Below are 21013 nucleotides of genomic sequence, written 5' to 3' on the forward strand. Positions count from 1 at the left end.
TATATATGAAGAGGTGAATGGGAATGATTGGATCGATAGTTACGACGGTAAAAGGACATCTTCAAGGTACTATGGAAAACGATATATGCGTTTGGCGTGGAGTCAGGTATGCGAAAGCGCCGATTGATGGTCTGCGTTTCCGTTCTCCAGAGCCAATTGATAATTGGAGCGGTGTCATGGATGCGGTGGATTTTGGTCCCGTTCCCCCGCAGCCGACGGATCGGGCGGTAAGAACGGGAATGAGCGGAAATGAAAAAATGGATGAGGATTGCTTGTTCCTGAATATTTGGTCGCCTAGAGCTGATGATAAAAAACGCCCGGTAATGGTGTGGATTCCTGGAGGAGCATATATAACGGGAGCTGGATCCCTTGATATGTACAATGGGCGCTTACTGGCTAAAAATGGAGATGTAGTCGTAGTAAGCATCAACTATAGGCTGGGGGCACTGGGATATCTGGATTTTACCGAGTTGGCAGATGAAGGGGAAATATTTGAAAACAATTTAGGTTTACGTGATCAAGTTGCGTCTTTAAAATGGGTTAAAGAAAATATAGAAGCTTTTGGGGGCGACCCTGATAATGTTACGATATTTGGTGAATCAGCTGGTGGTAATGCGGTGACGACGTTACTAACTGTGCCTTCAGCGAGAGGTCTATTTAAACAGGCCATTGCAGAAAGTCCTGCCCCGACATCTGTTTATGGAAAAGGATTTGCGCGTCAATTCAGTGAAAGGTTCCTTGAAATATTAGGCATTGGAAAGGGTGAAATCCACCGGTTAAAAACACTTCCAGTTCAAGAGATTGTCGCTGCCTCCCACCGACTCTTACGGGAAAACTCACAAGCCATGCCAGGCTCACTATCATTTGGACCAGTCGTAGATGGTGACTTCCTGCCCGATTATCCACTAGAATCGATTCGATCCGGAAAAGCAAAGGGAATATCCTTGCTTATAGGAACAAATCGGGACGAAGCAACATTATTCGATCAGATGGAACCCCCGTTAATCCCAACGAATACGGCGATGATTCATAAAATGTTCGAAAATACTGATCCGGAGGCGGAAGAGCGAATTACGAATGCTTATACAAACTATCCAGAAAAGGAAGCTGTACTTGGCATTGGCCGTGATGCGACTTTCCATATTCCCTCGGTTTGGTATGCGGAGGCATACAGCCGCTTTGAAAAAACATGGATGTATCGTTTTGATTATAAAACGGCGGCAATGCGCATAAGTAAATTAGGAGCGACGCATGGAATGGAAATCCCTTTTGCTTTCCAGACTTTCGACTCGGCATTTGGGAAACGGATTGTTTCATATGGTTCAAGGTCAGCTGCCCTAAAGGTTTCCCATAGAATGCAGGGCCATTGGGTCAACTTTGCGAAATATGGAAACCCGAACCCCCCGGAAGGTGAAATTTGGCCGAAATATGATGAAACCAACCACTACACAATGATTTTTGATAAAAAGGATTATATTGAAAAAGATCCTGACAGAATGATAAGGTTGGCATGGGAAGGGGTAGGGATTTACAAGTGAAGAATAGTGGATTGGAAGGAAGCGGGGAGAACATGGATATCAATAATTTCATGTCAACGAAAGAGTATGCGAAAACTTTGGATCAGGAAGATCCATTAGTTTCTTACAGAGAGGAGTTCTATTTGAACCCCGGGATGATTTATATGGATGGCAACTCATTGGGACTTTTATCGAAGCGGGCTGAGAAAAGTTTAATGAAGTCATTGGAAGATTGGAAAAAGTATGGAATCGATGGCTGGACGGAGGGTGCCGAGCCCTGGTTTTACTTTTCTGAGAGATTGGGTGAATTGAGTGCCCCGCTGGTAGGTGCTTTGGCGGATGAAGTGATAATGGGAGGGTCGACTACAGCTAATCTGCATCAGCTTGCGGCCACTTTTTTTGAACCGAGAGCTGGCAGGAATAAGATTTTGGCGGATGAACTAACCTTCCCTAGTGATATCTATGCACTTCAAAGCCAGCTCCGATTGCATGGGCTTGATCCTTCGGTACACTTGGTTCAAGTGAAAAGCAGAGATGGTAAATTCCTTGAAGAAGATGACATCATTGCAGAGATGAACGAGGATATAGCGATGATTGTACTTCCGACGGTTTTATATCGAAGCGGTCAGATACTTGATATGGAGAGGTTAACGAAGGAAGCGCATGCACGTGGAATCATGGTGGGATTCGATGCCTGTCATTCTGTGGGTGTCATCCCGCATTTGTTTGACAACTGGGAAGTGGATTTCGCGTTTTGGTGTAATTATAAGCATTTGAATGGCGGACCAGGATGTGTAGCGGGGTTATATGTGAATCGTAAGCATTTCGCAAGGAAGCCTGGGTTGGCTGGATGGTTTGGTTCGCGGAAAGATAAGCAGTTCGATATGGAACATACCTTTACCCAGGCAAATTCGGCAGGTGCCTTCCAGATTGGAACTCCCCATATATTAAGCATGGCTCCCCTATTAGGCTCGCTTGAAATGTTTGCGGAAGCGGGGATAGAACACATTCGGAAGAAGTCCTTGAGGCTGACTCAATATCTTATGGATTTAATACAATCGGAATTAATGGGATATGGATTTGAAATTGGGAGCCCAAGGCATGAAGCAAAAAGGGGCGGTCATATCATCCTTAAACATCCAGAAGCTGCGAGAATATGTAAAGCATTGAAACAAGAAGCCATCATCCCCGATTATCGTGAACCGGATATGATTCGTTTAGCACCTGTCGCTCTTTATACCTCTTTTCAGGAAGTCTATGAAACTGTAAAGGTGCTTAAGAAAATCATGGACGGCAGATTATATGAAAACTATGAAAATATAAGGGGAATCATTGCCTAGAATGGGAGCAACATATGGAGAAAAATAAGCTGCATCGTGAATTATCATCGAATCAAATCACCATGATAGCCATGGGATGTGCAATTGGCACCGGATTATTTTTGGGCAGCGGCCTTGCGATTTCAACGGCAGGTCCAAGTGTACTTATCAGCTATGCAATAGGTGCATTCATTGTCCTTCTGCTGATGGGCTGTTTGGCGGAAATGACTGTGGCCTATCCAACATCGGGATCCTTTGGAACCATTGCTGAAAAATATATAAGTCCATTTGCGGGTTTTGTTGTGAGGTATTCATATTGGATAGCGAATGTTCTTGCCATTGGTGTCGAAGTGAGTGCCATCGCTGTTTATATGAAATATTGGTTCCCGGCTGTGCCTGGAAGCATTTGGATTTTTCTTTTTGCTGCACTGCTAATCTATGTAAATGCGACGAGTGTCAATACATTTGGGAATTTTGAGTATGTATTTTCAATGATCAAGATAAGTGCCATTGTCATATTCATTCTACTGGGCGCCTATGTGGTGATTGGCGCCGAACCTTCAAGCGGGATCGGTGTAGAGAACTATGCCAATGATGGAGGTTTTATGCCTTTCGGATTTTGGGGGCTCTGGGTCGCCATATTCATTTCGCTCTTCAGCTTTTTGGGAACTGAGTTGATAGCCGTGACGGCGGGAGAAGCAAAGGACCCGGATATAGCCGTACCCAAAGCTTTGAAGGCAACTGTCTTCAGGCTTGCCACTTTTTATGTACTGACTATCGGGATCATGTTGATGATTGTTCCCTGGCAATCTGCGGGTATTGATAAGAGCCCATTTGTTAAGGTAATGGAAACCCTGAATGTTCCCGGGGCATCGGGGATAATGAATTTCATTATTTTAACCGCTGCTTTATCTGCAATGAATAGTCAATTATATGCCTCCACCAGAATGATATTTTCATTATCCGAGCAACGGCAGGCTCCTGCCCTATTTCAAAAAGTGAGCAGGAAAGGTGTCCCGGTAAGGGCCCTTCTCATATCCACTTTAGGAATATTTCTTGCTGCAGGAGTAAAGGTCCTGCTTCCGGATACTTCATATGCATTCATGATGGGGGTATCGATGTTCGGAGCCATTTTAACCTGGTTCATGGTGTTCATTTCCCATTTATATTTCAGGAAGAGGTGGGAGAAATCAGGGGGCCGCAAATTACCGGTTAAAATGTATGGATTTCCATATCTAACGATTCTTGGTGCATTTCTTTTGTTTGCTTTGACGGTTTCCACCTGGTTCACTGGCCCATTTAAAATCGTGCTCCAGTTCGGGGTTCCTTGGCTGATCTTTCTTTGCATCGTTTATTTATTGATGTCGAAAATCAAAAGAAAGTAAAGGGAAAGAGGGATAGTATGGATAAGGGTCCAAGAGATGAACATCGTTTGGAAGAAAGTATGGTAACTGATTTTAAAAAAGATATGTCCTATGGGGACTACCTGCATTTAAATCAAATATTATCAAGTCAGCATCGGCTTTCCGGCCATCACGATGAAATGCTGTTCATCATCATTCACCAAACAAGTGAATTATGGATGAAATTGATCCTCCATGAATTGACTGCAGCAACTGATCATATTGTGGCAGGACATTTGGAGCCTTCCTTTAAGATGCTATCCAGAGTGGCCAGGATCCAACAGCAACTAGTTCAATCCTGGAATGTGCTTTCGACCTTGACGCCATCCGATTATATGGAATTCCGGGAGAAACTAGGAAACTCTTCAGGGTTTCAATCATTTCAGAACAGGTTGATAGAATTTGCGATGGGTCAAAAGAATTCGCAAATATTGGCCGTTTTCCGTCATCAGCCCGAGCTTCATGAGTCGATGATGGCGGCCTTGAATAAACCTAGTATTTATGATGCGGCTATAGGGGCTTTGGCTGCAAGGGGGCTTCCCATTGACCAATCGGTATTGAACAGGGATTGGTCTGTAATTTATCAGGAAAATGCAAGTGTTGAAAGTGCGTGGCTGACCGTTTACCGTGATGTGCATAACTACTGGGATTTGTATGAGCTGGCCGAAAAACTCGTTGATATTGGAAGTCAACAACAATTCTGGAGGTTCAATCATATGAGCACCGTAGAACGGATCATCGGTCATAAAAAGGGAACTGGCGGATCGTCCGGTGTAAGTTATCTGAAGAAAGTGGTCGAACAGCCATTTTTTCCTGAGCTTTGGACATTAAGGACCAAACTGTAAGCTTTGACTGGAAGGGTGAATACATGAATCAATGGTTAGCTATTTCTCAGCTTCTAAATGAAAATACGCCATATTGGCCAGGAGATACGCAATATTCATATCGGCTGAATTCATCAATGGCTGAAGGGTCTTCCGTCAATGTAGGGGAAATCCGGATGAGTAAACATTTAGGAACTCATATTGATGCTCCCTATCATTTTGATGACAATGGAAAATAAATCATCGAACTTGATCTTGATTTATATATTGGCACTGCTACCGTAGTAAAGGTGGATGCAGCTGAAAGCATTGGCATTAAAGCTTTTGAAGGCATCGACTTGACAGGGGTCCGGCGGTTGTTGGTGGCAACAGGTCAATGGAAATACCTTAGCCGTTTTCCGGAATGGATTCCAGCGGTTGAACCAGATTTAGCTCCCTTCCTTGCAAATAAAGGGGGTAGGCTCCTTGGGCTTGATTTACCTTCAGTCGACTGTCTTGACAGCAAAGAATTGCCTGCCCACAATAAACTGTCAGGCTGTGGAATTCATATCCTAGAAGGGCTGGTCCTTGATGGACTGGAGCCTGGGCTGTACGATTTGGCTGCATTGCCGCTGGCATTGGAAGCAGGGGACGGGAGCCCGGTCAGGGCCGTGGTGAAAAAGAAAGGCTTATGAGGGGGATAAAAGGATGGGGAAAATTGGGGTTTATGGATCTTCCTTCGATCCGGTCACGAATGTGCATTTATGGACAGCATCCACCATTGCGCATCGTGCTAAGCTGGACAAGGTGTTTTTCCTGCCTTGCGCAAATGGCCGTATCGATAAACAGATGAAAACGAGCAATGAACATCGTTGGGAAATGCTCAAGCTGGCAATAGGGGGCAACCCGTTATTCGAAGTCAGTGATTATGAAATTAATGAACGTGCCGGAACGAGTAAACAATATACTTGGTATACGATGGAATATTTTAAATCACAATTTCCAAAAGATGAAGTTTACTTCATAATGGGTGCAGATTTACTTGAAGATATTGATAATCAGGAGTTGCCGGTACATTTACGATGGAAATTCAGGGAAAAATTGATTGCCAATCATAAATTCATCGTCATGGCACGGGATGGAATCGATATGCTGAAAATCATATCCAAAAGTCCATTGCTAAGGAATTATGATGATGGCAATACATTTCACCTTATTGATAAAGGCCTTTCCATGGAAATCAGTTCTACATATATAAGGGATGAATTCGCAATGGGCGGGGAACCACGATATTTACTGCCTGATCAGTGTTATCGGTATATCGTGGAAAATAAGCTGTATCAAAAATCATCAAATCCATAAGTGTTGGCCAGGTATTAAAAAGGGCTCGATCTCCCCGGTGGATTGAGCTCTTCTCATTTAGGGAATTTTTCAACCTGCAAAACATGAATGAATTTAATTAAAGGGACATGTAATACCTAGTTGACAACTTGGTGAACTTTGTTTTATGGTAATGATATACAAAAATCAAAATACTTGCTGATCAGAGAACTGAAGGCATACTATCTCCCGAAAAATAAATGAAGGGAAATAGAATGCCTTTTTTGCTGTAAAAAAAGGGGGAAGCTCATGAAAAAGTTGATGTTATTGACAAGTTTGATTTTAGCCTTCGGTGTACTTGCTGGATGCAACTCGGAAAAAACGAAGGGGGACGGGACATCGAAGTCAGTAGAGCTTTTGAATGTGTCATACGATCCGACAAGGGAATTGTACCAGGAATTCAATGAAGCGTTCGTGAAGCACTGGAAAGAAGAATCAGGCCAGGATGTAACGATTCAACAATCACATGGCGGATCTGGTAAACAGGGCAGGGCTGTCATTGACGGATTGGAGGCGGATGTCGTTACATTGGCATTGGCTTATGATATTGATGCCATTTATGAAGCTAGTAACCTATTAGCGGAGGATTGGCAAAAACGTTTACCGGAGAACTCGACACCATATACATCAACGATTGTGTTTTTGGTGAAAAAAGATAACCCTAAAGGCATTAAAGATTGGGATGATCTGACTAAAAAGGATGTATCCGTCATTACGCCAAACCCAAAGACAAGCGGAGGGGCAAGGTGGAATTACCTGGCTGCATGGGCTTATGCGGAGAAAAATTTCGATAATGACGAAACAAAAGTGAAGGATTTCATGAAAAAACTTTATCAGAATGTTGAAGTCCTGGATTCAGGGGCCCGCGGTGCAACGACCACTTTTGTGGAAAGGGGAATTGGTGACGTACTGATCGCTTGGGAGAATGAAGCCTATTTAACACTGGAAGAATTCGGTGATGACAAATATGAAATCGTCAACCCTTCAATCAGTATATTAGCAGAGCCACCGGTAGCCGTTATCGATGAAGTGGTCGAGAAAAAAGGAACAAAGGAAGTGGCCGAAGCCTACCTGGACTATCTGTATACGGATGCCGGTCAGGAAATTGCCGCGAAAAACTTCTATCGTCCAAGGGATGAGAAGGTTCTCACTGAATATGGAGACCAATTTGCCAATATCGATATGGTGACTGTTGATGATGCATTTGGCGGTTGGAAAAAAGCCCAGGAAACACATTTTAATGATGGTGGCACATTTGACGAGATTTATCAACAGCAATAAGCATGAAGGAGAAGGTGTGGCTTTAACATCTTCTCCTTCAGAAATCGGAAAAAGGGTTGAGGCGAAGCGATGAATACAGTGACTGAAGGTAAACAGACGAAAAAGAGGACCATACCCGGTTTTGGATTGACGATGGGTTTTACGCTGCTGTATCTCACCATCATCGTTTTGATCCCGTTATCGATGGTTTTTCTAAATACATTTTCAATGGGGTTCCAGGATTTTTGGGCGACCATAACTGAACCGAGGGTTCTCGCTTCTTATAAATTGAGTTTCTTGACAGCGTTAACTGCGGCCTTTGTTAACGCAGTTTTTGGTGTATTGATTGCCTGGGTGCTTACCCGTTATGAGTTTCCCGGCAAAAGGATCATCGATGGACTGGTTGATTTGCCTTTTGCCCTCCCGACTGCCGTGGCAGGGATTACGTTGACCACCTTGTATTCACCGAATGGATGGATCGGGCAATTTTTCAGCTTTAAAGTCGCTTTCACTCCCGCAGGGATCATCATCGCCCTTATATTTATAGGTCTGCCATTCGTGGTGCGGATGGTTCAACCGGTGCTTGAAAATATCGAAAAAGGGATGGAAGAAGCATCTGCCTCTTTAGGGGCGAATCGAATGCAGACATTCATTAAAATCATCTTCCCGGAATTGATTCCAGCGATATTGACGGGTTTTGCCCTTTCTTTTGCGAGGGCACTTGGAGAGTATGGATCCGTTGTCTTCATTGCCGGAAATATGCCGTTTAAAACGGAGATTTCCCCGCTGATCATCATGACAAAGCTTGAACAGTATGATTATGAAGGTGCAACAGCTGTTGCAGCCGTCATGCTCATTATTACATTTATCATTTTGTTCACCATCAATATCTTACAATGGTGGACCGGCAAAAGATATTCAGGGAAGTAGGAGGGATATGATGGAAGATAAATCAGTGGTTGTAAAAGCGAATCACCCAGTCATTATTACGAGAAACGCAACTAAAGAGCCTAAATCCATACAGTGGATCCTCATTTCCGTTGTATTGCTATTTCTCACTTTGTTTTTAGTTGTTCCATTAATCGCAATCTTTGTAAAAGCCTTTGAAAAAGGTGCCGAAGCTTATTTTGCGGCCATTGCCCATCCTGATGCCGTGGCTGCGATTAAGTTAACATTGATCGTTGTCCTCATCACCTTGCCACTAAATGCCATATTTGGAGTGGTTGCTGCGTGGACCATAACAAAATATGATTTCAAGGGAAAAAACTTCTTAATAACATTGATAGATTTGCCTTTTTCCGTTTCACCCGTCATTGCCGGGTTGATTTTTGTCCTTCTGTTCGGCTTACATGGAACACTTGGTCCACTGCTGCAATCCCTTGACATTAAAGTGATCTTTTCAATACCAGGGATTGTCATCGCCTCCATTTTCATTACCTTCCCATTCATTGCACGCGAATTGGTCCCGCTCATGCAAAGTCAGGGGACGTCTGAAGAAGAGGCCTCACTCACGCTCGGTGCAGGAGGGTTTAAGACATTTTGGTATGTGACGCTTCCCAATATAAAATGGGGACTTCTATATGGAGTCATCCTTTGCAATGCAAGAATAATCGGGGAGTTTGGAGCTGTATCGGTCGTATCGGGCCATATACGGGGCATGACCAATACGATGCCGCTTCATATTGAAATCTTATACAATGAATATCAATTTTCGGCTGCATTTGCCGTTGCATCCCTAATGTCAATCTTTGCAATCATAACCTTGATCATTAAAAGTTTCATAGAATGGAAAACGGACTTTAAATCGACCAAAGCAAGTTAGGAGGAATGAAATGAGTATCATCATAGAAAATGTTACAAAATATTACGGGTCCTATCAAGCACTCCAAAACATCAATCTGGAAATAAAGAGCGGTGAACTCGTAGCCCTTCTTGGCCCTTCCGGATCGGGAAAAACATCATTACTGCGTATCATCGCGGGTCTTGAACAGGCGGAGAACGGAAAAATCCTCTTCAATGAAGAGAATTATACGCATATGCATGTAAAAGATCGAAATGTGGGTTTCGTCTTTCAGCATTATGCCCTTTTTCGCAATATGACCATTTTTGATAATATCGCCTATGGATTAAAGGTCCGCCCCAGAAAAACAAGGCCAAGTAAAGATGTTATTGCACAAAAGGTTACCGAATTGCTTCAGCTCGTCAAGTTGGAAGGATATAAAGATCGTTATCCATCCCAATTATCAGGCGGCCAGCGCCAGCGTGTCGCATTGGCAAGGGCACTTGCGGTTGAACCGAATATCCTTTTGCTTGATGAACCATTCGGGGCATTGGATGCCAAGGTTCGCAAAGAACTCCGGCGTTGGCTTAGAAGGCTTCACGACGAATTCAATGTTACGAGTGTGTTCGTGACTCATGATCAAGAAGAGGCGATGGATGTTGCTGATCGGGTCGTAATCATGATTGAAGGGAAAATTGAACAGATTGGAACTCCGGAAGAAGTATATGATCACCCCGAAAATCCCTTTGTCTTTGATTTTCTAGGCAGTGTCAATCTATTCAAGGGCAACGTGCATAAAGGGAAATTGGTTACTGGCAATGCAGAAATGAGTGCCCCGGGCAGTGAAGATGGAGCGGGTACTGGTTATGTAAGGAATCATAACTTTATTATAGAAAGAGAACCATCGGAAAAGGATTCGATCGCATCCATTATTGAGCACATCCACACAATTGGCCCCATCGTCCGGATAGAAGTCATTCGCCAGGATACAAACGAACCGCTGGAAATCGAACTGATGAAAGAACAATATTTGAATCTGGAAATAAGCAAAGGGGAAAGGGTATTCGTCCGACCAAAAGAATTGAAAGTTTTTGTCGACTTTATGGCTGGAATTTAAGGATGAGTCGAATATTGACGGAAAAACCGCTGATGAGCGGTTTTTTTATTGGGAATGCCTGCGGAACTTCCAGCATGTAAGGTAAATGGGCTACAATCTGTTACAAAAGGGCTTCCTTGCATGCGCAAGTGGTTCGTTTTTGACTGCCAATAGTCCATGGTCCCTTGGTGCTAAATACTAGATAGAAAGTCTTGCATCAAAATATGAAGGGAGTTATGTAAGATATTGGATGTTTTATCACGTGAAAAAGTCGAATCTTTATGTTTAATGTTAAAATTGAAATATAATTGTAATATTGTTATTACGTATTTGACAAAATCTGATGATATACTACGACTTAGATGAAAACATAGTAGAGTTTAAGAAACGTATTTAATATTATCTCAACCTTAGAAGATTACATAAAGAGTAAAAAAATAGAGAAGAGTTCCCAGCAATTTATTTTGACTAATCATTTTTCATGGAGAAAAAGAAGTGGGTCGATGGAAATGCAACGGGAGGAAAGCAGGGGAAATGAGTTTGAAGAAAAAACTTATCGTATTGAACACGACAATTATGCTTGGGTTAGGAAGCGCTTTTGCCATACCGTCTGTAAAAGCTGAATCAATCACGGAGATTCAATCGCAACGCACAGGAATACAATCAGATATTTCAGAGGCAGAGCAAGTTATTCAGGAATTGAAAAAAGAACAATCGAAAATGAATGCCCAAATTGCCCAGATCGAATCGGCAATGAAAGAAAATGATCAAAAAATCAAAGATACTAAACAAGAAATTAAAGACACCGAAAAAGACATAGAATCTTTAAAGAAAGAAATTAAAGCGTTGGAAGAAAGAATCGCAAAACGCGAGGAAGTCTTGAAAGAGCGCGCGCTTTCATTCCAAGAGAGCGGCGGGGACGTTGAGTACCTAGAAGTTGTGTTAGGTTCTAAAAGCTTTGGTGAATTCGTTAATCGTGTTGGAGCGGTAGCCACTATCGTGGAAGCTGACCAACAGATTCTTAGCGAGCAGGAAGCGGATAAAGCTGACCTGGAAAAAAAACAAGCGACCGTTGAGAAGAAATTGCAAAACCTTAAGGATATGGAAGTAGAGCTTAAAGGCATGCAATCTCAAATTGAAGATCAAAAAGCTGAAACGGTCAATATGAAGGCTAAGATCGAAAAGAAAGAATCGGAAACAGAGGCCCTAAAACAATCTTTAGAGAATAAAGATGCTGGTCTAGAAGCACAAATAGCTTCCATTCGTGAAAATATCAAAAAAGAGGAAGAACGTAAAGCATCGGAAAAAGCAGAACTTGACCGTGCTGCTGAAGAAGTGAATTCTTCAAATGCTTCAAATTCTTCCAGTGAAGGATCATCAAGTTCTTCTAGCGAAGAATCATCAAGTTCGTCTAAAGGCGAAGCTTCGGCAAAATCTGAAGGTGAATCATCTTCAAATTCATCTAAAAACAGTTCTGCTGCTAAACCTGCAGCAAGTAAAACCGAAACATCAAGTAAGCCAAGCAGTGCAAATACAGGCTCTGCCATTACAGCAGGTTATAAATATATCGGTAACTCCACATATAAATTTGGAGGCGGAAGAACGGCATCCGATATCGCTAACGGCCTTTTCGATTGTTCAGCGTTCGTTGCATGGGCTTATAAACAAGCTGGTGTGAACCTTCCGGCCAGTACGGATGCATTGAAAGGTGCAGGACGTCAAGTATCTGATAGTCAAAAACAACCTGGAGATTTAGTATTTTTCAATACCTATAAAACTGATGGGCATGTCGGAATTTATGTCGGCGGCGGCAAATTTATCGGTTCCCAAAGTTCAACAGGTGTTGCGATCGCCAATATGGACAGCGGATATTGGGCAGGTGTATACAACGGCCGTGTCGTTCGTGTAAACTAATAGTTAAAAAATAAGCAGGGGAGAAAATGCCTCTGCTTATTTTTTTTGAAAAAAATCGAAAAAAAATGAAACTTATTTTGAATTTCAACGTAAATACTATAAGATAAAACAAGGATAGGTGATGTGGACTTTCAGTAAATCTGGGAAAACATAAAAAGAAACAACATTTCATACTATTAAACGGAGGCAAAAAAACATGATGAAAAAATTTATGGCTGCATTACTTACAATTACACTAGCATTCTCGCCAGTCGGCACTTATGTATTCCAGGATCATGCGGAATCAGTCGATGCAAGGGGTTACAAGTCAGGAAAAAGAAGCTTTAACAACAACACCAATAATAATTCTAATTTCCAAAATAAAGAAACGAAGAAATCCGATGCCACTACTGCCAATAAAGCCAAGAGTGGAAACACATTCGCCAAAGGCGGCTTAATGAAAGGACTTATGCTAGGTGGACTGGCAGGCTTACTTTTTGGCAGCCTATTCGCCAATATGGGAATGCTTGGTTCTATACTTGGTCTATTAATCAACGTGTTGGCGGTTGTGGTATTGATCGTTGTGATCCGTAAAATATTCACATATTTCAAAGATAAGAAGAAGAAAGAGGATACAAACCCATGGAGAGGCTAAAGATATCCGAACAAGATATCATCAATGCGGTTTGTGTTTACATTGCCCGTAAAAAGCAGGTACAACCCAATGAGGTGGAAGTCGAGTTAATGTATGATGATGATTATGGCTTTTCGGCAGAAGCTTTTGTCGATGGCCGGAAACAAGTGTTAATTACCATCAACTTGATAGAAGCGCTTCGCTTATGGCTGGATGAATATATGAATAAAGATCCATACTCGGGTATTGAACTTGTTTTGGATGATGAAGAAGGCATAGTGGCTTTAGTAAGTGAAAGTAATAGATAAGTAAAAAGGATGCCGTAACGGCATCCTTTTTTTTATTTGAAAAAGTTACAAGCCGTCCGGTGCGAAGGAAAAGGATAAAAGAGAAATAGAAAGATAGTAAAGCAAAATTCTAGATTACCAACACATTTGTTAAGCACAGATAGATTATAATGAATTATATTTTCCATTTGTTGCAAAAAATGGTCCATGGAAGTAGGATGGATATATGTTCAAGTCAAAGGAGGAGAAAAAGTGAAAGGGTATATAGAAGAAATCACTTTTTTAAATGAAAATGCCATAAAGTTCGGCAATGAAATAGTGGAAGCGATACTTGTGCCATCTTTAGGAAGCAATCTGCTTTCAGTGAAATACAAGCATAAGGATATTGAGTTGCTGCGAACTCCGGATAGTGTGGAAGAGTATAAAAAAGCTCCCATTTTATACGGAATGCCAATCCTGTTTCCTCCTAATCGAATTGAAGATGGTCAATTTACATATAAGGGGACTGAGTATAAGTTTCCAATCAATGAAATGGAAAAATCCAATCATATTCATGGTTTTTTGCATGACAAGCCGTGGCAAGTCGGCAAAAAGGAAGTGAACGGTAAAGAAATCGTGATTAATACTGAATTTTCAAGCAGTGATTTTGATTTAAAAGATAGCTTTCCACAAGATATCACTGTAAATATGTCTTTATCTTTAAGGGCTGAAACATTGGAAATACAATTGGAAATCACCAACAAGGGCATTGAACCTTTTCCGTGGGGAGCAGGTTATCATACTGTATTCAATTTTCCATTTGGACAAGTGAGTAAATTGGGGGATTGCAGAATATCTCTTCCCGTCAATAAACATTGGGAGTTGAATGATAGGTCATTGCCCACTGGTGCAATTCATGAAACGGCCAATACATTGGAAATCCAAAAAGGTATTAGCTTGGACGACCGGCTATTTGATGACCTATTTGGCTATGATGAAGAAAGAAATCAGGAAAACGAGTGCATTCTCACTGACCAAGAGGCTGGCATACAAGTCATCTATCAAGGCGATCAATATTTTAAGTTTTGGGTATTGTTCAATCAGGAGGGGTTCGTCTGTCCTGAACCATATACATGGGTAACGAATGCTCCTAATTTGGATTTGCCTGCAAAATTGACTGGATTGAGGGAGTTATGCTCAGGGGAAACGGTTCAGCTGAAAACTAGATTGATTATGAAAGATATATAAAAAAACACCTTGGCATTTAAGAATGCCAAGGTGCTTAAGGTTATGCTTTTTTTCTCATCCAGAGTGGGTATAGGATGATTCCGAATACATATAAGGCAATACCAAGTATGAATGTATTCATATCGGCTGTACCTGTCTTGATGACCCAGATCGAGTAGATTAACGCCAAGATGGTAATAATGCCATCACGTACCCTTGAGCCTTTCATGATGTCATAGGTTTCCCCGGTCATGACCAGTTTCAATTGATACAGAACGGATGCAAGATACGGAATCAAGTAAGCAAGTGTAGCGACGATCATCGAAAATTTATAAGCCTCCAAAATCGTACCCGAAATAGTGGAGAATAGGAATATCTGTGTCATGACATTTGTTATTGTCATTGAACGGACGGGTGTGCCATTTTTGTTTGCTTTCGCAAAATAGGCCGGAAACAGATTCGACTTCGCTGCTTGGTAAGGAACTTCCGAGGCAACGACAATCCATCCGATTGTCGATCCCAATAAGGAAATGACGGCAAGAGCAGCCATTAAATACGTACCGCTTGAACCAACTACTGCTTGTAGTGCGTCAACCAGCGGTTTTTGTGATACTTTCAACTCGTCTTGTGATATGGCACCCATCGTCAATAAAGTAATGCCGATATAAATGGCAACAGCGATAAGTAAACCAAGAATCGTCGCTTTCTTTACATCATTTTGTGACTTGGCACGGTTTGAAAGCATGACGGCAGCTTCGATACCGATGAAGGCCCATAATGTTGAAATTGCAGCAGCGTTCACTTGATCACCTAAAGAGATTGCAGATCCCGCCTTATCATAAAATTCAGCTCCGTTTCCTAGATTGGAAGTATCGAAGATGAATATCGTGATAATGATGAAAAATAAGAATCCAAGCACTTTGGTAACCGTAGCAAAAAGATTCATTTTCCCAGCACTGTTAAAACTTCTAACCAAGATTGCCTGAATCCCCCAAAGGGCAATGGAACATACCGCAAACGTTAATGCTTTACCTAGTTCAAGTTGAAACGAACCCGCTGTATAAATCACTTTCGCACTATGCATCACCGGGAAAAACGTTGATAGGTAACCAGCAAATGAAATGATGACAGAAGCTGTCGCAGCCCAATTTGCAGCCCAATAGCCCCAAGCCATGCTATACCCTGAAACCCTTCCTTTAACAGGAGATTTAAATAATGATTGAGCATAACTTTGCGGTCCAGCCTTCAAATCCGGTTTCCTGACTGCCAGGTTACCAAACACTAAAGCTATTAGAAAAACTCCCAGTCCAGTAACGATCCATGCCAATGTGGCCCCTAATGGACTGGAAACCTGTGCTAATTGGGCAGGGAGCATGAAAATTCCGCCGCCGACCATATTTCCAATTACGAAAGTGGTCAAAATCAATAAACCCCATTTTTTATTTACCATTTATATCGAACCTTTCTTAAATACAAAGTATGTGTTTATACCGACAACTTATACTAAAATAGTATATCTCAAATAGTTTAGTTTGGTAAAGTGGTAAATAAGTAAAATGTAAAACGCAGACTAATCAGAAAATTTAAACACAGGATTGACAAAAAGATGAAATTGGATTATATTAGTAAATGCCAAGTTAATTGGTAAGAATAATATGGTTTGTCCCATTTTATTGTATTTTTCTATAACATTTGCAATTCCCGAATATTGCCGATTAGTCAACTAAAGGCACCCTTACATCTAATCCGTTAGATGGCGGGTGCCTTTTATTTTTTATAGTGAAGGGAGGGAATATGGAGTTCCTATTAACTGGTTATTCTTATACGGAAAGTTAAGTGATGAGGATATGATAGGTAAACCAAGTTCCCAAGAAAACATTGAAAGTGGGAAGCGTACATGTGCTTGTCGTGCGAATCTTTTTAACATTAGGCATGAAACGAAGCTTTATTACCAGTAGTGAAGGGGAGATATTATGGAAAAGAAAGAAGAATTGAAAATCAGACATATCATTTCAAGCTTGGAAGATCTGCAATATGGATCAGTTTTAATAACCGTACATGATGGCGCAATCACACAAGTGGATACCACCGAGAAGAAACGATTCCCATTAGTGAAGGGCCGTGCCGTTAAAGCTAGATGAATGACAGTTATTAAGGGAGCTTTCGATATGAAGGCTCTCAGACTGTAGACAAACTCGAGATTAATTAAGCTTGCCTGCCTTTTTTGAAGGAGTGTAAAATATTAACGTTGATTTTCACTCCAGGCACTCGCTTTCCGCGGGCGGACCGCCCTCGGCGCTCTTGGCGCCTGCGAGGTCTCGCACCTTCCGTTCCAATCAACTTTGTTTAAAAATTCAGACGGAATGCCTGTTGTCTACAAACTAGGAGCTTTCGATATGAAGGCTCTTTTTTATACAAAAATTTATTCATTTTTGGAATTTCTAATAAGATTGTACTGCTTTTAACATGGTAGAATAAGTTAGGGGATAAGGGAGTTTTTTAAGGGGTTTAAATGATATCTAAGGGAGGACCAGGGAATAGATGACTTTACAAACTATAGAACATGATATCTTGGCATTAGTTGAATCATTTAATGGGAAAATTGCATATAAAATTGAAAATGGTCTTGGGGACACGATTGGATATCACGAGAATGAATCCTTTCAATCAGCTAGTTTGATCAAAATACCAATGATCATCGAAGGTTATCGTCAAAGTGAACAAAAGAAAATCTATTTGAACCAACCAGTGACCATCCCGCCTAGTGAAGTGACAGGGGGATCTGGGGTCCTGCACGTCTTATCGAATAAAGTATTTTTGACCGTAGAGGATTTATTGACATTGATGATAACCATTTCCGACAATACATCCACGAATATGATGATGAACCTGTTGGGCTTTGAAGAAATCAATCAATGCATTAAGGAACTTGGTTTGAAAAATACTGTCCTTGAACGAAAAATGCAGGATTTTAAGGCATTAAAAGAAGGGCGCGACAATACCATATCGGCGGAAGATACGATTACCTGCTTAAAAGCCATACATACAGGCAACTTTTTAACGAAAGAAAGCCAGGAAAGAATATTGCGTGTATTTGACAATCAACAATTAAGGGATAAACTTCCATCGCTGATGGGCAAAGGAGTCAAGGTCGCAAGCAAAACGGGCGGAATTCGGGGAGTTGCCCATGATTGTGCAATCATTCGGTCAGAAACTCAAACCGTTTATGCTGCCGTTCTTACTGAAGATATGAAATCAGAGGAAGAAAGCCGTCAAGTAATCAGTAAAATTGGAAAATTTATTTATGATGATATGGTCGCAGAATGAACTGTTTGATTGAATATTTTTGAATAGAGCGGGAAGTCTTTCATGATTTCCCGCTTTTCAAATCCTAGTCATATAGGAGTTAGTGGTTATATATAGATAAGAAAATGAAGCGGGGAAAAACTTTGAAAAGGAAAATGAAACTTTTTTGTGTAATAAGCGTCATTGCGATACTGGGGTACTTTGGATTTTTGCACATGAAAATTCAGGAAAGCATTCACCAGCAAATTCCGGAAAATGCCGATTACCTCATTATTCTTGGAGCAAGGGTCAAAGGTTCGGTTCCATCATTATCCTTACAATACCGGATTGATAAAGCTGCAGAGTATTTATCGGCGAATAAACATACAGTGGTCATTGTATCTGGCGGCAAAGGACCGGGAGAAGATATATCGGAAGCAAAAGCAATGCAACAGGGGCTAATCGCCCAAGGAATTGAAGAAGCACGCATCATGATGGAAGACAAATCTACAACAACTCACGAAAATATTGTTTTCTCAAAAAAACTCATTCCTGATACAGCAGCTTCAGGATTGATCGTAAGTAATGACTTTCATATCTACAGGGCAGTCGAAATAGCAAAAAAAGAAGGCTTGGACATGAAGGGAATGCCGGCAAAGACACCAAAAGTGTCACTGTTGAAATCATATACCCGTGAATATCTTGCAATTACCAAATACTATTTGACCGGGTTGATTGGGAGGTGAATTCGAATTCTCTTAAAGATGGGGGTGCTTTCATTATTCGACTTCCACGACGACATTAGGAACTTGCCAAAAATCTTTCTCTTGATATAGCTCCTTAAGTGTCTTATAAACGGGATAAACCGTATAGGAAATCTCGACTCGTTCATCAGCATCCACTTCTTCCACATCTATATCATCAACAAAGCCAAGTTGATCATCGATTTCCATTAAATAATATCCGAGTGCATCATAGCTGCTATAGGCTACAATCACTTTACTGTCAAAACCGCTATTAGAAACTTTGTAATATTTCATTGAGTGACCTCCTTGTTGATAATTCTTTAAGTGAAAATCGTACTGTATCTTATTACTCTGATATACCCATTAATTAATATCTGAATCATTAAATTGGATAAATAAAGAAAATAAGAAGGCAATAAGAATGTGGAGCCATCTTAAATTATCGCTGGATAATTTGCTATCTGCATCATTTCATGTTAATCTAATAAAGAATTGTTTTTGGTTGTGGAAGAGGATACTCGTTATTTTCCAAATGATTGAAAATAGTAATACAATGTGTGTTATGCACTAGGAGGCAACAACAATGGAACAAGGTACAGTTAAATGGTTTAATGCAGAAAAAGGTTTTGGATTTATCGAACGTGAAAACGGAGACGACGTATTCGTACATTTCTCAGCTATCCAAAGCGAAGGCTTCAAATCTTTAGACGAAGGTCAAAAAGTAACTTTCGAAGTTGAGCAAGGTGCTCGTGGAGCTCAAGCTGCTAACGTTCAAAAAGCTTAATTTTATAATTAAATCGTAACCTATATGAACAGACTTCCTCGATGGGGGTCTGTTTTTTATTGTGCTAAAATATGAAAAAGCAAAAAAAATCCCACTCTGAACTGAGTAGGTTTTTTAGTGACTTGTTCTTAAGCTTTTTTAAATTCTTCTTCAAAGAAAAAAGTAGTTGGATGTTCTTTAACCGTATAAGAATATCTCTTCATGTTTTTTACATATGCCCATTTATTAATGGTTACTGATTCATTAGTATCCTGAATGGTTACTGTTTCACCAGTATTATACTTATTGCTTTTCAATTTAGCCACCCTCTTTACTAATAGTATAACATATTTGGCAATCAAAGATGTGTTCAAGATATTCCAATGAAATATTAGGTTTAAAAAATCAGGCTATGTAAACGGTACTGAGCCCAATTATTTTGAATAAAGAGGAATTTAAGGGTGATGTTTTAGCGATTGCAGAGGGTGAAGGGTGAATGTATTTTTAGCTGGATGTCACAATTTGGGATTATGTGGAGTCAGGCTAAAGCGAACAAGGAGTCGATATTACTACGAATTTTTCTCACTAACGCTTTCATTCCAATTGTATGATAATATTACCATGGTTTTATTAGACTGCCTGCCAAAGGAGGATAACAATAGATAGATTAAAATAATAAAAACCTGTATGTACTATTCCCCTACTCAATCAACAATACATAGAAGTTATGTAGAAGAAATTTGGAGGTCAATTCCGCAACTTTACAGTTATTTTATTACTTAAGCCTACTGTCTAGCTAAAACTAAAGCAATATAGATAAAAAAGCAGAGTACGACCGATTGAGCTTTTGTAGGAAGTAACATAAGTGAGATGATAAAAACTCACGATCAGAGAGTTGGAGGTAAATTGTGCGATTAATAAAAATACTATTTTGGTTATGTCTTATATTTTTTGTTATATCACTTTTTGTTTACACTATTCAGTGTATAATTTCTGCTTGGTGGAATATTCTTCTCATTATTATCATCTTATTAACCCTGTGGTGGTATAAAATTAGAAGGAAAAATCAGAAGTCAGTTTGGCAAGGAGTTATAGTAATTATTCTTTCTTTACTTTTACTAGCCTGGTTTTTAATTCCTTGTATATTTGGACACTTTAAAGATTTGGAAGAGGAACCTGAACCTGATACCGAAATGAACCATCATCAAGTATTGACCAATGATGAGGAAGATAAAGAGAAAAAACAACAAGCAGAAAAAGAAAAAGAAGAACAGGAAGAAAGAGAAAAAGAGCAACAAGCAGAAAGAGAAAGAGAAAAAGAGCAACAAGCAGAAAGAGAAAAAGAACAAGAACAACAAGCTTGTTCAAACATTCGAGGTAATATTTCAAGTTCAGGTACTAAGATTTACCATGTGCCTTCAGGACAATTCTATGATAAGACAGAACCTGAAGAAACCTTCTGTACAGAAGCTGAAGCAAAATCTGCTGGGTATAGAAAATCAAAACTATAAATTATTTTGCGGTAATACTTAGAAAGTAATTACCGAAAATTCACATTACCTGTCTAGGTAACAGCACACCCAAACGTCAAAATTAAGCTCAATTTTTTACTACTGATTTTATTAATATCATATAGAATTT

23 protein-coding genes are annotated in these 21013 nt (G+C 40.5%); 20 read left to right on the forward strand and 3 right to left on the reverse strand.

From position 1 onward, the window contains the following. The first annotated feature begins 23 nt into the window (after nucleotides 1-23). The 15 genes from ACIQYG_RS14345 (at nucleotide 24) to ACIQYG_RS14415 (ending at nucleotide 14599) form a co-directional block, all read left to right on the forward strand. Nucleotides 24-1538, forward strand: a complete 1515-nt coding sequence (locus ACIQYG_RS14345; protein ID WP_402839027.1) for a carboxylesterase/lipase family protein — start codon at nucleotides 24-26, stop codon at nucleotides 1536-1538. A 32-nt stretch (nucleotides 1539-1570) separates the two neighbouring features. After that, complete coding sequence (gene kynU / locus ACIQYG_RS14350; protein ID WP_402839332.1) at nucleotides 1571-2857, forward strand: kynureninase; 1287 nt, start codon at nucleotides 1571-1573, stop codon at nucleotides 2855-2857. A gap of 14 nt (nucleotides 2858-2871) precedes the next feature. Further along, nucleotides 2872-4221, forward strand: coding sequence for an amino acid permease (locus tag ACIQYG_RS14355; RefSeq protein WP_402839029.1), 1350 nt, complete (start codon nucleotides 2872-2874; stop codon nucleotides 4219-4221). Nucleotides 4222-4238: 17 nt separating this feature from the next. Continuing rightward, nucleotides 4239-5084, forward strand: coding sequence for a tryptophan 2,3-dioxygenase (kynA, locus tag ACIQYG_RS14360; RefSeq protein ID WP_402839031.1), 846 nt, complete (start codon nucleotides 4239-4241; stop codon nucleotides 5082-5084). Between the two features lie 23 nt (nucleotides 5085-5107). Then, nucleotides 5108-5302: a cyclase family protein gene (locus ACIQYG_RS14365; RefSeq protein WP_402839033.1), complete on the forward strand. Its 195-nt coding sequence runs from the start codon at nucleotides 5108-5110 to the stop codon at nucleotides 5300-5302. A 117-nt stretch (nucleotides 5303-5419) separates the two neighbouring features. Further along, nucleotides 5420-5737: a cyclase family protein gene (locus tag ACIQYG_RS14370; RefSeq protein WP_402839035.1), complete on the forward strand. Its 318-nt coding sequence runs from the start codon at nucleotides 5420-5422 to the stop codon at nucleotides 5735-5737. A gap of 13 nt (nucleotides 5738-5750) precedes the next feature. Beyond that, nucleotides 5751-6404 carry a nicotinate (nicotinamide) nucleotide adenylyltransferase gene (gene nadD / locus ACIQYG_RS14375; RefSeq protein ID WP_402839037.1) on the forward strand — a complete coding sequence of 218 codons (654 nt, stop codon included), beginning with the start codon at nucleotides 5751-5753 and terminating at the stop codon, nucleotides 6402-6404. Between the two features lie 267 nt (nucleotides 6405-6671). Next, entirely contained in the window at nucleotides 6672-7703 is a 1032-nt protein-coding gene (locus ACIQYG_RS14380; protein ID WP_402839039.1) for a sulfate ABC transporter substrate-binding protein, read from the forward strand. A 69-nt stretch (nucleotides 7704-7772) separates the two neighbouring features. Then, the gene (gene cysT / locus ACIQYG_RS14385; RefSeq protein WP_402839041.1) at nucleotides 7773-8612 is read left to right on the forward strand and encodes a sulfate ABC transporter permease subunit CysT; all 840 of its coding nucleotides are present in this window, start codon (nucleotides 7773-7775) and stop codon (nucleotides 8610-8612) included. Between the two features lie 10 nt (nucleotides 8613-8622). Then, complete coding sequence (gene cysW / locus ACIQYG_RS14390; RefSeq protein ID WP_402839334.1) at nucleotides 8623-9504, forward strand: sulfate ABC transporter permease subunit CysW; 882 nt, start codon at nucleotides 8623-8625, stop codon at nucleotides 9502-9504. 10 nt (nucleotides 9505-9514) lie between these two features. Further along, entirely contained in the window at nucleotides 9515-10579 is a 1065-nt protein-coding gene (locus ACIQYG_RS14395; protein WP_402839043.1) for a sulfate/molybdate ABC transporter ATP-binding protein, read from the forward strand. 513 nt (nucleotides 10580-11092) lie between these two features. Beyond that, nucleotides 11093-12472, forward strand: coding sequence for a C40 family peptidase (locus ACIQYG_RS14400; RefSeq protein ID WP_402839045.1), 1380 nt, complete (start codon nucleotides 11093-11095; stop codon nucleotides 12470-12472). Between the two features lie 199 nt (nucleotides 12473-12671). Further along, nucleotides 12672-13106, forward strand: a complete 435-nt coding sequence (locus tag ACIQYG_RS14405) for a hypothetical protein (RefSeq protein ID WP_402839336.1) — start codon at nucleotides 12672-12674, stop codon at nucleotides 13104-13106. Beyond that, nucleotides 13094-13393, forward strand: coding sequence for a YxcD family protein (locus tag ACIQYG_RS14410; RefSeq protein WP_076366987.1), 300 nt, complete (start codon nucleotides 13094-13096; stop codon nucleotides 13391-13393). Before ACIQYG_RS14405 ends, ACIQYG_RS14410 begins: the two co-directional genes overlap by 13 nt. 231 nt (nucleotides 13394-13624) lie before the next feature. Next, complete coding sequence (locus tag ACIQYG_RS14415) at nucleotides 13625-14599, forward strand: aldose 1-epimerase (RefSeq protein ID WP_402839047.1); 975 nt, start codon at nucleotides 13625-13627, stop codon at nucleotides 14597-14599. Between the two features lie 40 nt (nucleotides 14600-14639). On the opposite strand, the gene ACIQYG_RS14420 is transcribed toward ACIQYG_RS14415, so the two are convergent. After that, complete coding sequence (locus ACIQYG_RS14420) at nucleotides 14640-16028, reverse strand: amino acid permease (protein ID WP_402839049.1); 1389 nt, start codon at nucleotides 16026-16028, stop codon at nucleotides 14640-14642. 523 nt (nucleotides 16029-16551) lie between these two features. Between ACIQYG_RS14420 and ACIQYG_RS14425 the strand changes: the two genes are divergently transcribed. The 3 genes from ACIQYG_RS14425 (at nucleotide 16552) to ACIQYG_RS14435 (ending at nucleotide 18609) form a co-directional block, all read left to right on the forward strand. Next, the gene (locus ACIQYG_RS14425) at nucleotides 16552-16719 is read left to right on the forward strand and encodes a YezD family protein (RefSeq protein ID WP_402839050.1); all 168 of its coding nucleotides are present in this window, start codon (nucleotides 16552-16554) and stop codon (nucleotides 16717-16719) included. Nucleotides 16720-17119: 400 nt separating this feature from the next. Then, nucleotides 17120-17905 (forward strand): serine hydrolase, encoded by a 786-nt coding sequence (locus ACIQYG_RS14430; RefSeq protein WP_402839052.1) that lies wholly within the window; start codon nucleotides 17120-17122, stop codon nucleotides 17903-17905. Nucleotides 17906-18009: 104 nt separating this feature from the next. Then, a complete protein-coding gene (locus ACIQYG_RS14435) occupies nucleotides 18010-18609 on the forward strand; it encodes a YdcF family protein (protein WP_402839054.1) in 600 nt (199 codons plus the stop codon). Nucleotides 18610-18642: 33 nt separating this feature from the next. Here the strand turns inward: ACIQYG_RS14435 and ACIQYG_RS14440 are convergent, their stop codons facing one another. Then, on the reverse strand, nucleotides 18643-18903 hold the full coding sequence (locus tag ACIQYG_RS14440; RefSeq protein WP_402839056.1) for a hypothetical protein: 261 nt from the start codon (nucleotides 18901-18903) through the stop codon (nucleotides 18643-18645). Nucleotides 18904-19192: 289 nt separating this feature from the next. Between ACIQYG_RS14440 and cspC the strand changes: the two genes are divergently transcribed. Continuing rightward, nucleotides 19193-19393: a cold shock protein CspC gene (gene cspC / locus ACIQYG_RS14445; RefSeq protein ID WP_034314312.1), complete on the forward strand. Its 201-nt coding sequence runs from the start codon at nucleotides 19193-19195 to the stop codon at nucleotides 19391-19393. A 128-nt stretch (nucleotides 19394-19521) separates the two neighbouring features. Here cspC and ACIQYG_RS14450 read toward each other — a convergent pair whose 3' ends face one another. Continuing rightward, a complete protein-coding gene (locus tag ACIQYG_RS14450) occupies nucleotides 19522-19689 on the reverse strand; it encodes a hypothetical protein (RefSeq protein WP_164468809.1) in 168 nt (55 codons plus the stop codon). A 591-nt stretch (nucleotides 19690-20280) separates the two neighbouring features. Between ACIQYG_RS14450 and ACIQYG_RS14455 the strand changes: the two genes are divergently transcribed. Continuing rightward, nucleotides 20281-20883 carry a sunset domain-containing protein gene (locus ACIQYG_RS14455; RefSeq protein ID WP_402839059.1) on the forward strand — a complete coding sequence of 201 codons (603 nt, stop codon included), beginning with the start codon at nucleotides 20281-20283 and terminating at the stop codon, nucleotides 20881-20883. The last annotated feature ends 130 nt before the right edge of the window (nucleotides 20884-21013 follow it).

The organism is Peribacillus sp. NPDC096622, assembly GCF_044762665.1.
In the GTDB taxonomy this organism is placed as follows: domain Bacteria; phylum Bacillota; class Bacilli; order Bacillales; family DSM-1321; genus Peribacillus; species Peribacillus frigoritolerans_B.

Coding starts and splice junctions, on each gene's coding strand:
- ACIQYG_RS14345 (WP_402839027.1), top strand. CDS start 24: ATGATTGGATCGATAGTTACGACGGTAAAAGGACATCTTCAAGGTACT.
- ACIQYG_RS14365 (WP_402839033.1), top strand. CDS start 5,108: ATGAATCAATGGTTAGCTATTTCTCAGCTTCTAAATGAAAATACGCCA.
- cysT (WP_402839041.1), top strand. CDS start 7,773: ATGAATACAGTGACTGAAGGTAAACAGACGAAAAAGAGGACCATACCC.
- ACIQYG_RS14425 (WP_402839050.1), top strand. CDS start 16,552: ATGGAAAAGAAAGAAGAATTGAAAATCAGACATATCATTTCAAGCTTG.
- ACIQYG_RS14435 (WP_402839054.1), top strand. CDS start 18,010: ATGAAGCGGGGAAAAACTTTGAAAAGGAAAATGAAACTTTTTTGTGTA.
- kynU (WP_402839332.1), top strand. CDS start 1,571: ATGGATATCAATAATTTCATGTCAACGAAAGAGTATGCGAAAACTTTG.
- ACIQYG_RS14380 (WP_402839039.1), top strand. CDS start 6,672: ATGAAAAAGTTGATGTTATTGACAAGTTTGATTTTAGCCTTCGGTGTA.
- ACIQYG_RS14430 (WP_402839052.1), top strand. CDS start 17,120: ATGACTTTACAAACTATAGAACATGATATCTTGGCATTAGTTGAATCA.
- ACIQYG_RS14395 (WP_402839043.1), top strand. CDS start 9,515: ATGAGTATCATCATAGAAAATGTTACAAAATATTACGGGTCCTATCAA.
- cysW (WP_402839334.1), top strand. CDS start 8,623: ATGGAAGATAAATCAGTGGTTGTAAAAGCGAATCACCCAGTCATTATT.
- ACIQYG_RS14420 (WP_402839049.1), bottom strand. CDS start 16,028: ATGGTAAATAAAAAATGGGGTTTATTGATTTTGACCACTTTCGTAATT.
- ACIQYG_RS14440 (WP_402839056.1), bottom strand. CDS start 18,903: ATGAAATATTACAAAGTTTCTAATAGCGGTTTTGACAGTAAAGTGATT.
- ACIQYG_RS14405 (WP_402839336.1), top strand. CDS start 12,672: ATGAAAAAATTTATGGCTGCATTACTTACAATTACACTAGCATTCTCG.
- ACIQYG_RS14400 (WP_402839045.1), top strand. CDS start 11,093: ATGAGTTTGAAGAAAAAACTTATCGTATTGAACACGACAATTATGCTT.
- ACIQYG_RS14410 (WP_076366987.1), top strand. CDS start 13,094: ATGGAGAGGCTAAAGATATCCGAACAAGATATCATCAATGCGGTTTGT.
- cspC (WP_034314312.1), top strand. CDS start 19,193: ATGGAACAAGGTACAGTTAAATGGTTTAATGCAGAAAAAGGTTTTGGA.
- kynA (WP_402839031.1), top strand. CDS start 4,239: ATGGATAAGGGTCCAAGAGATGAACATCGTTTGGAAGAAAGTATGGTA.
- ACIQYG_RS14355 (WP_402839029.1), top strand. CDS start 2,872: ATGGAGAAAAATAAGCTGCATCGTGAATTATCATCGAATCAAATCACC.
- nadD (WP_402839037.1), top strand. CDS start 5,751: ATGGGGAAAATTGGGGTTTATGGATCTTCCTTCGATCCGGTCACGAAT.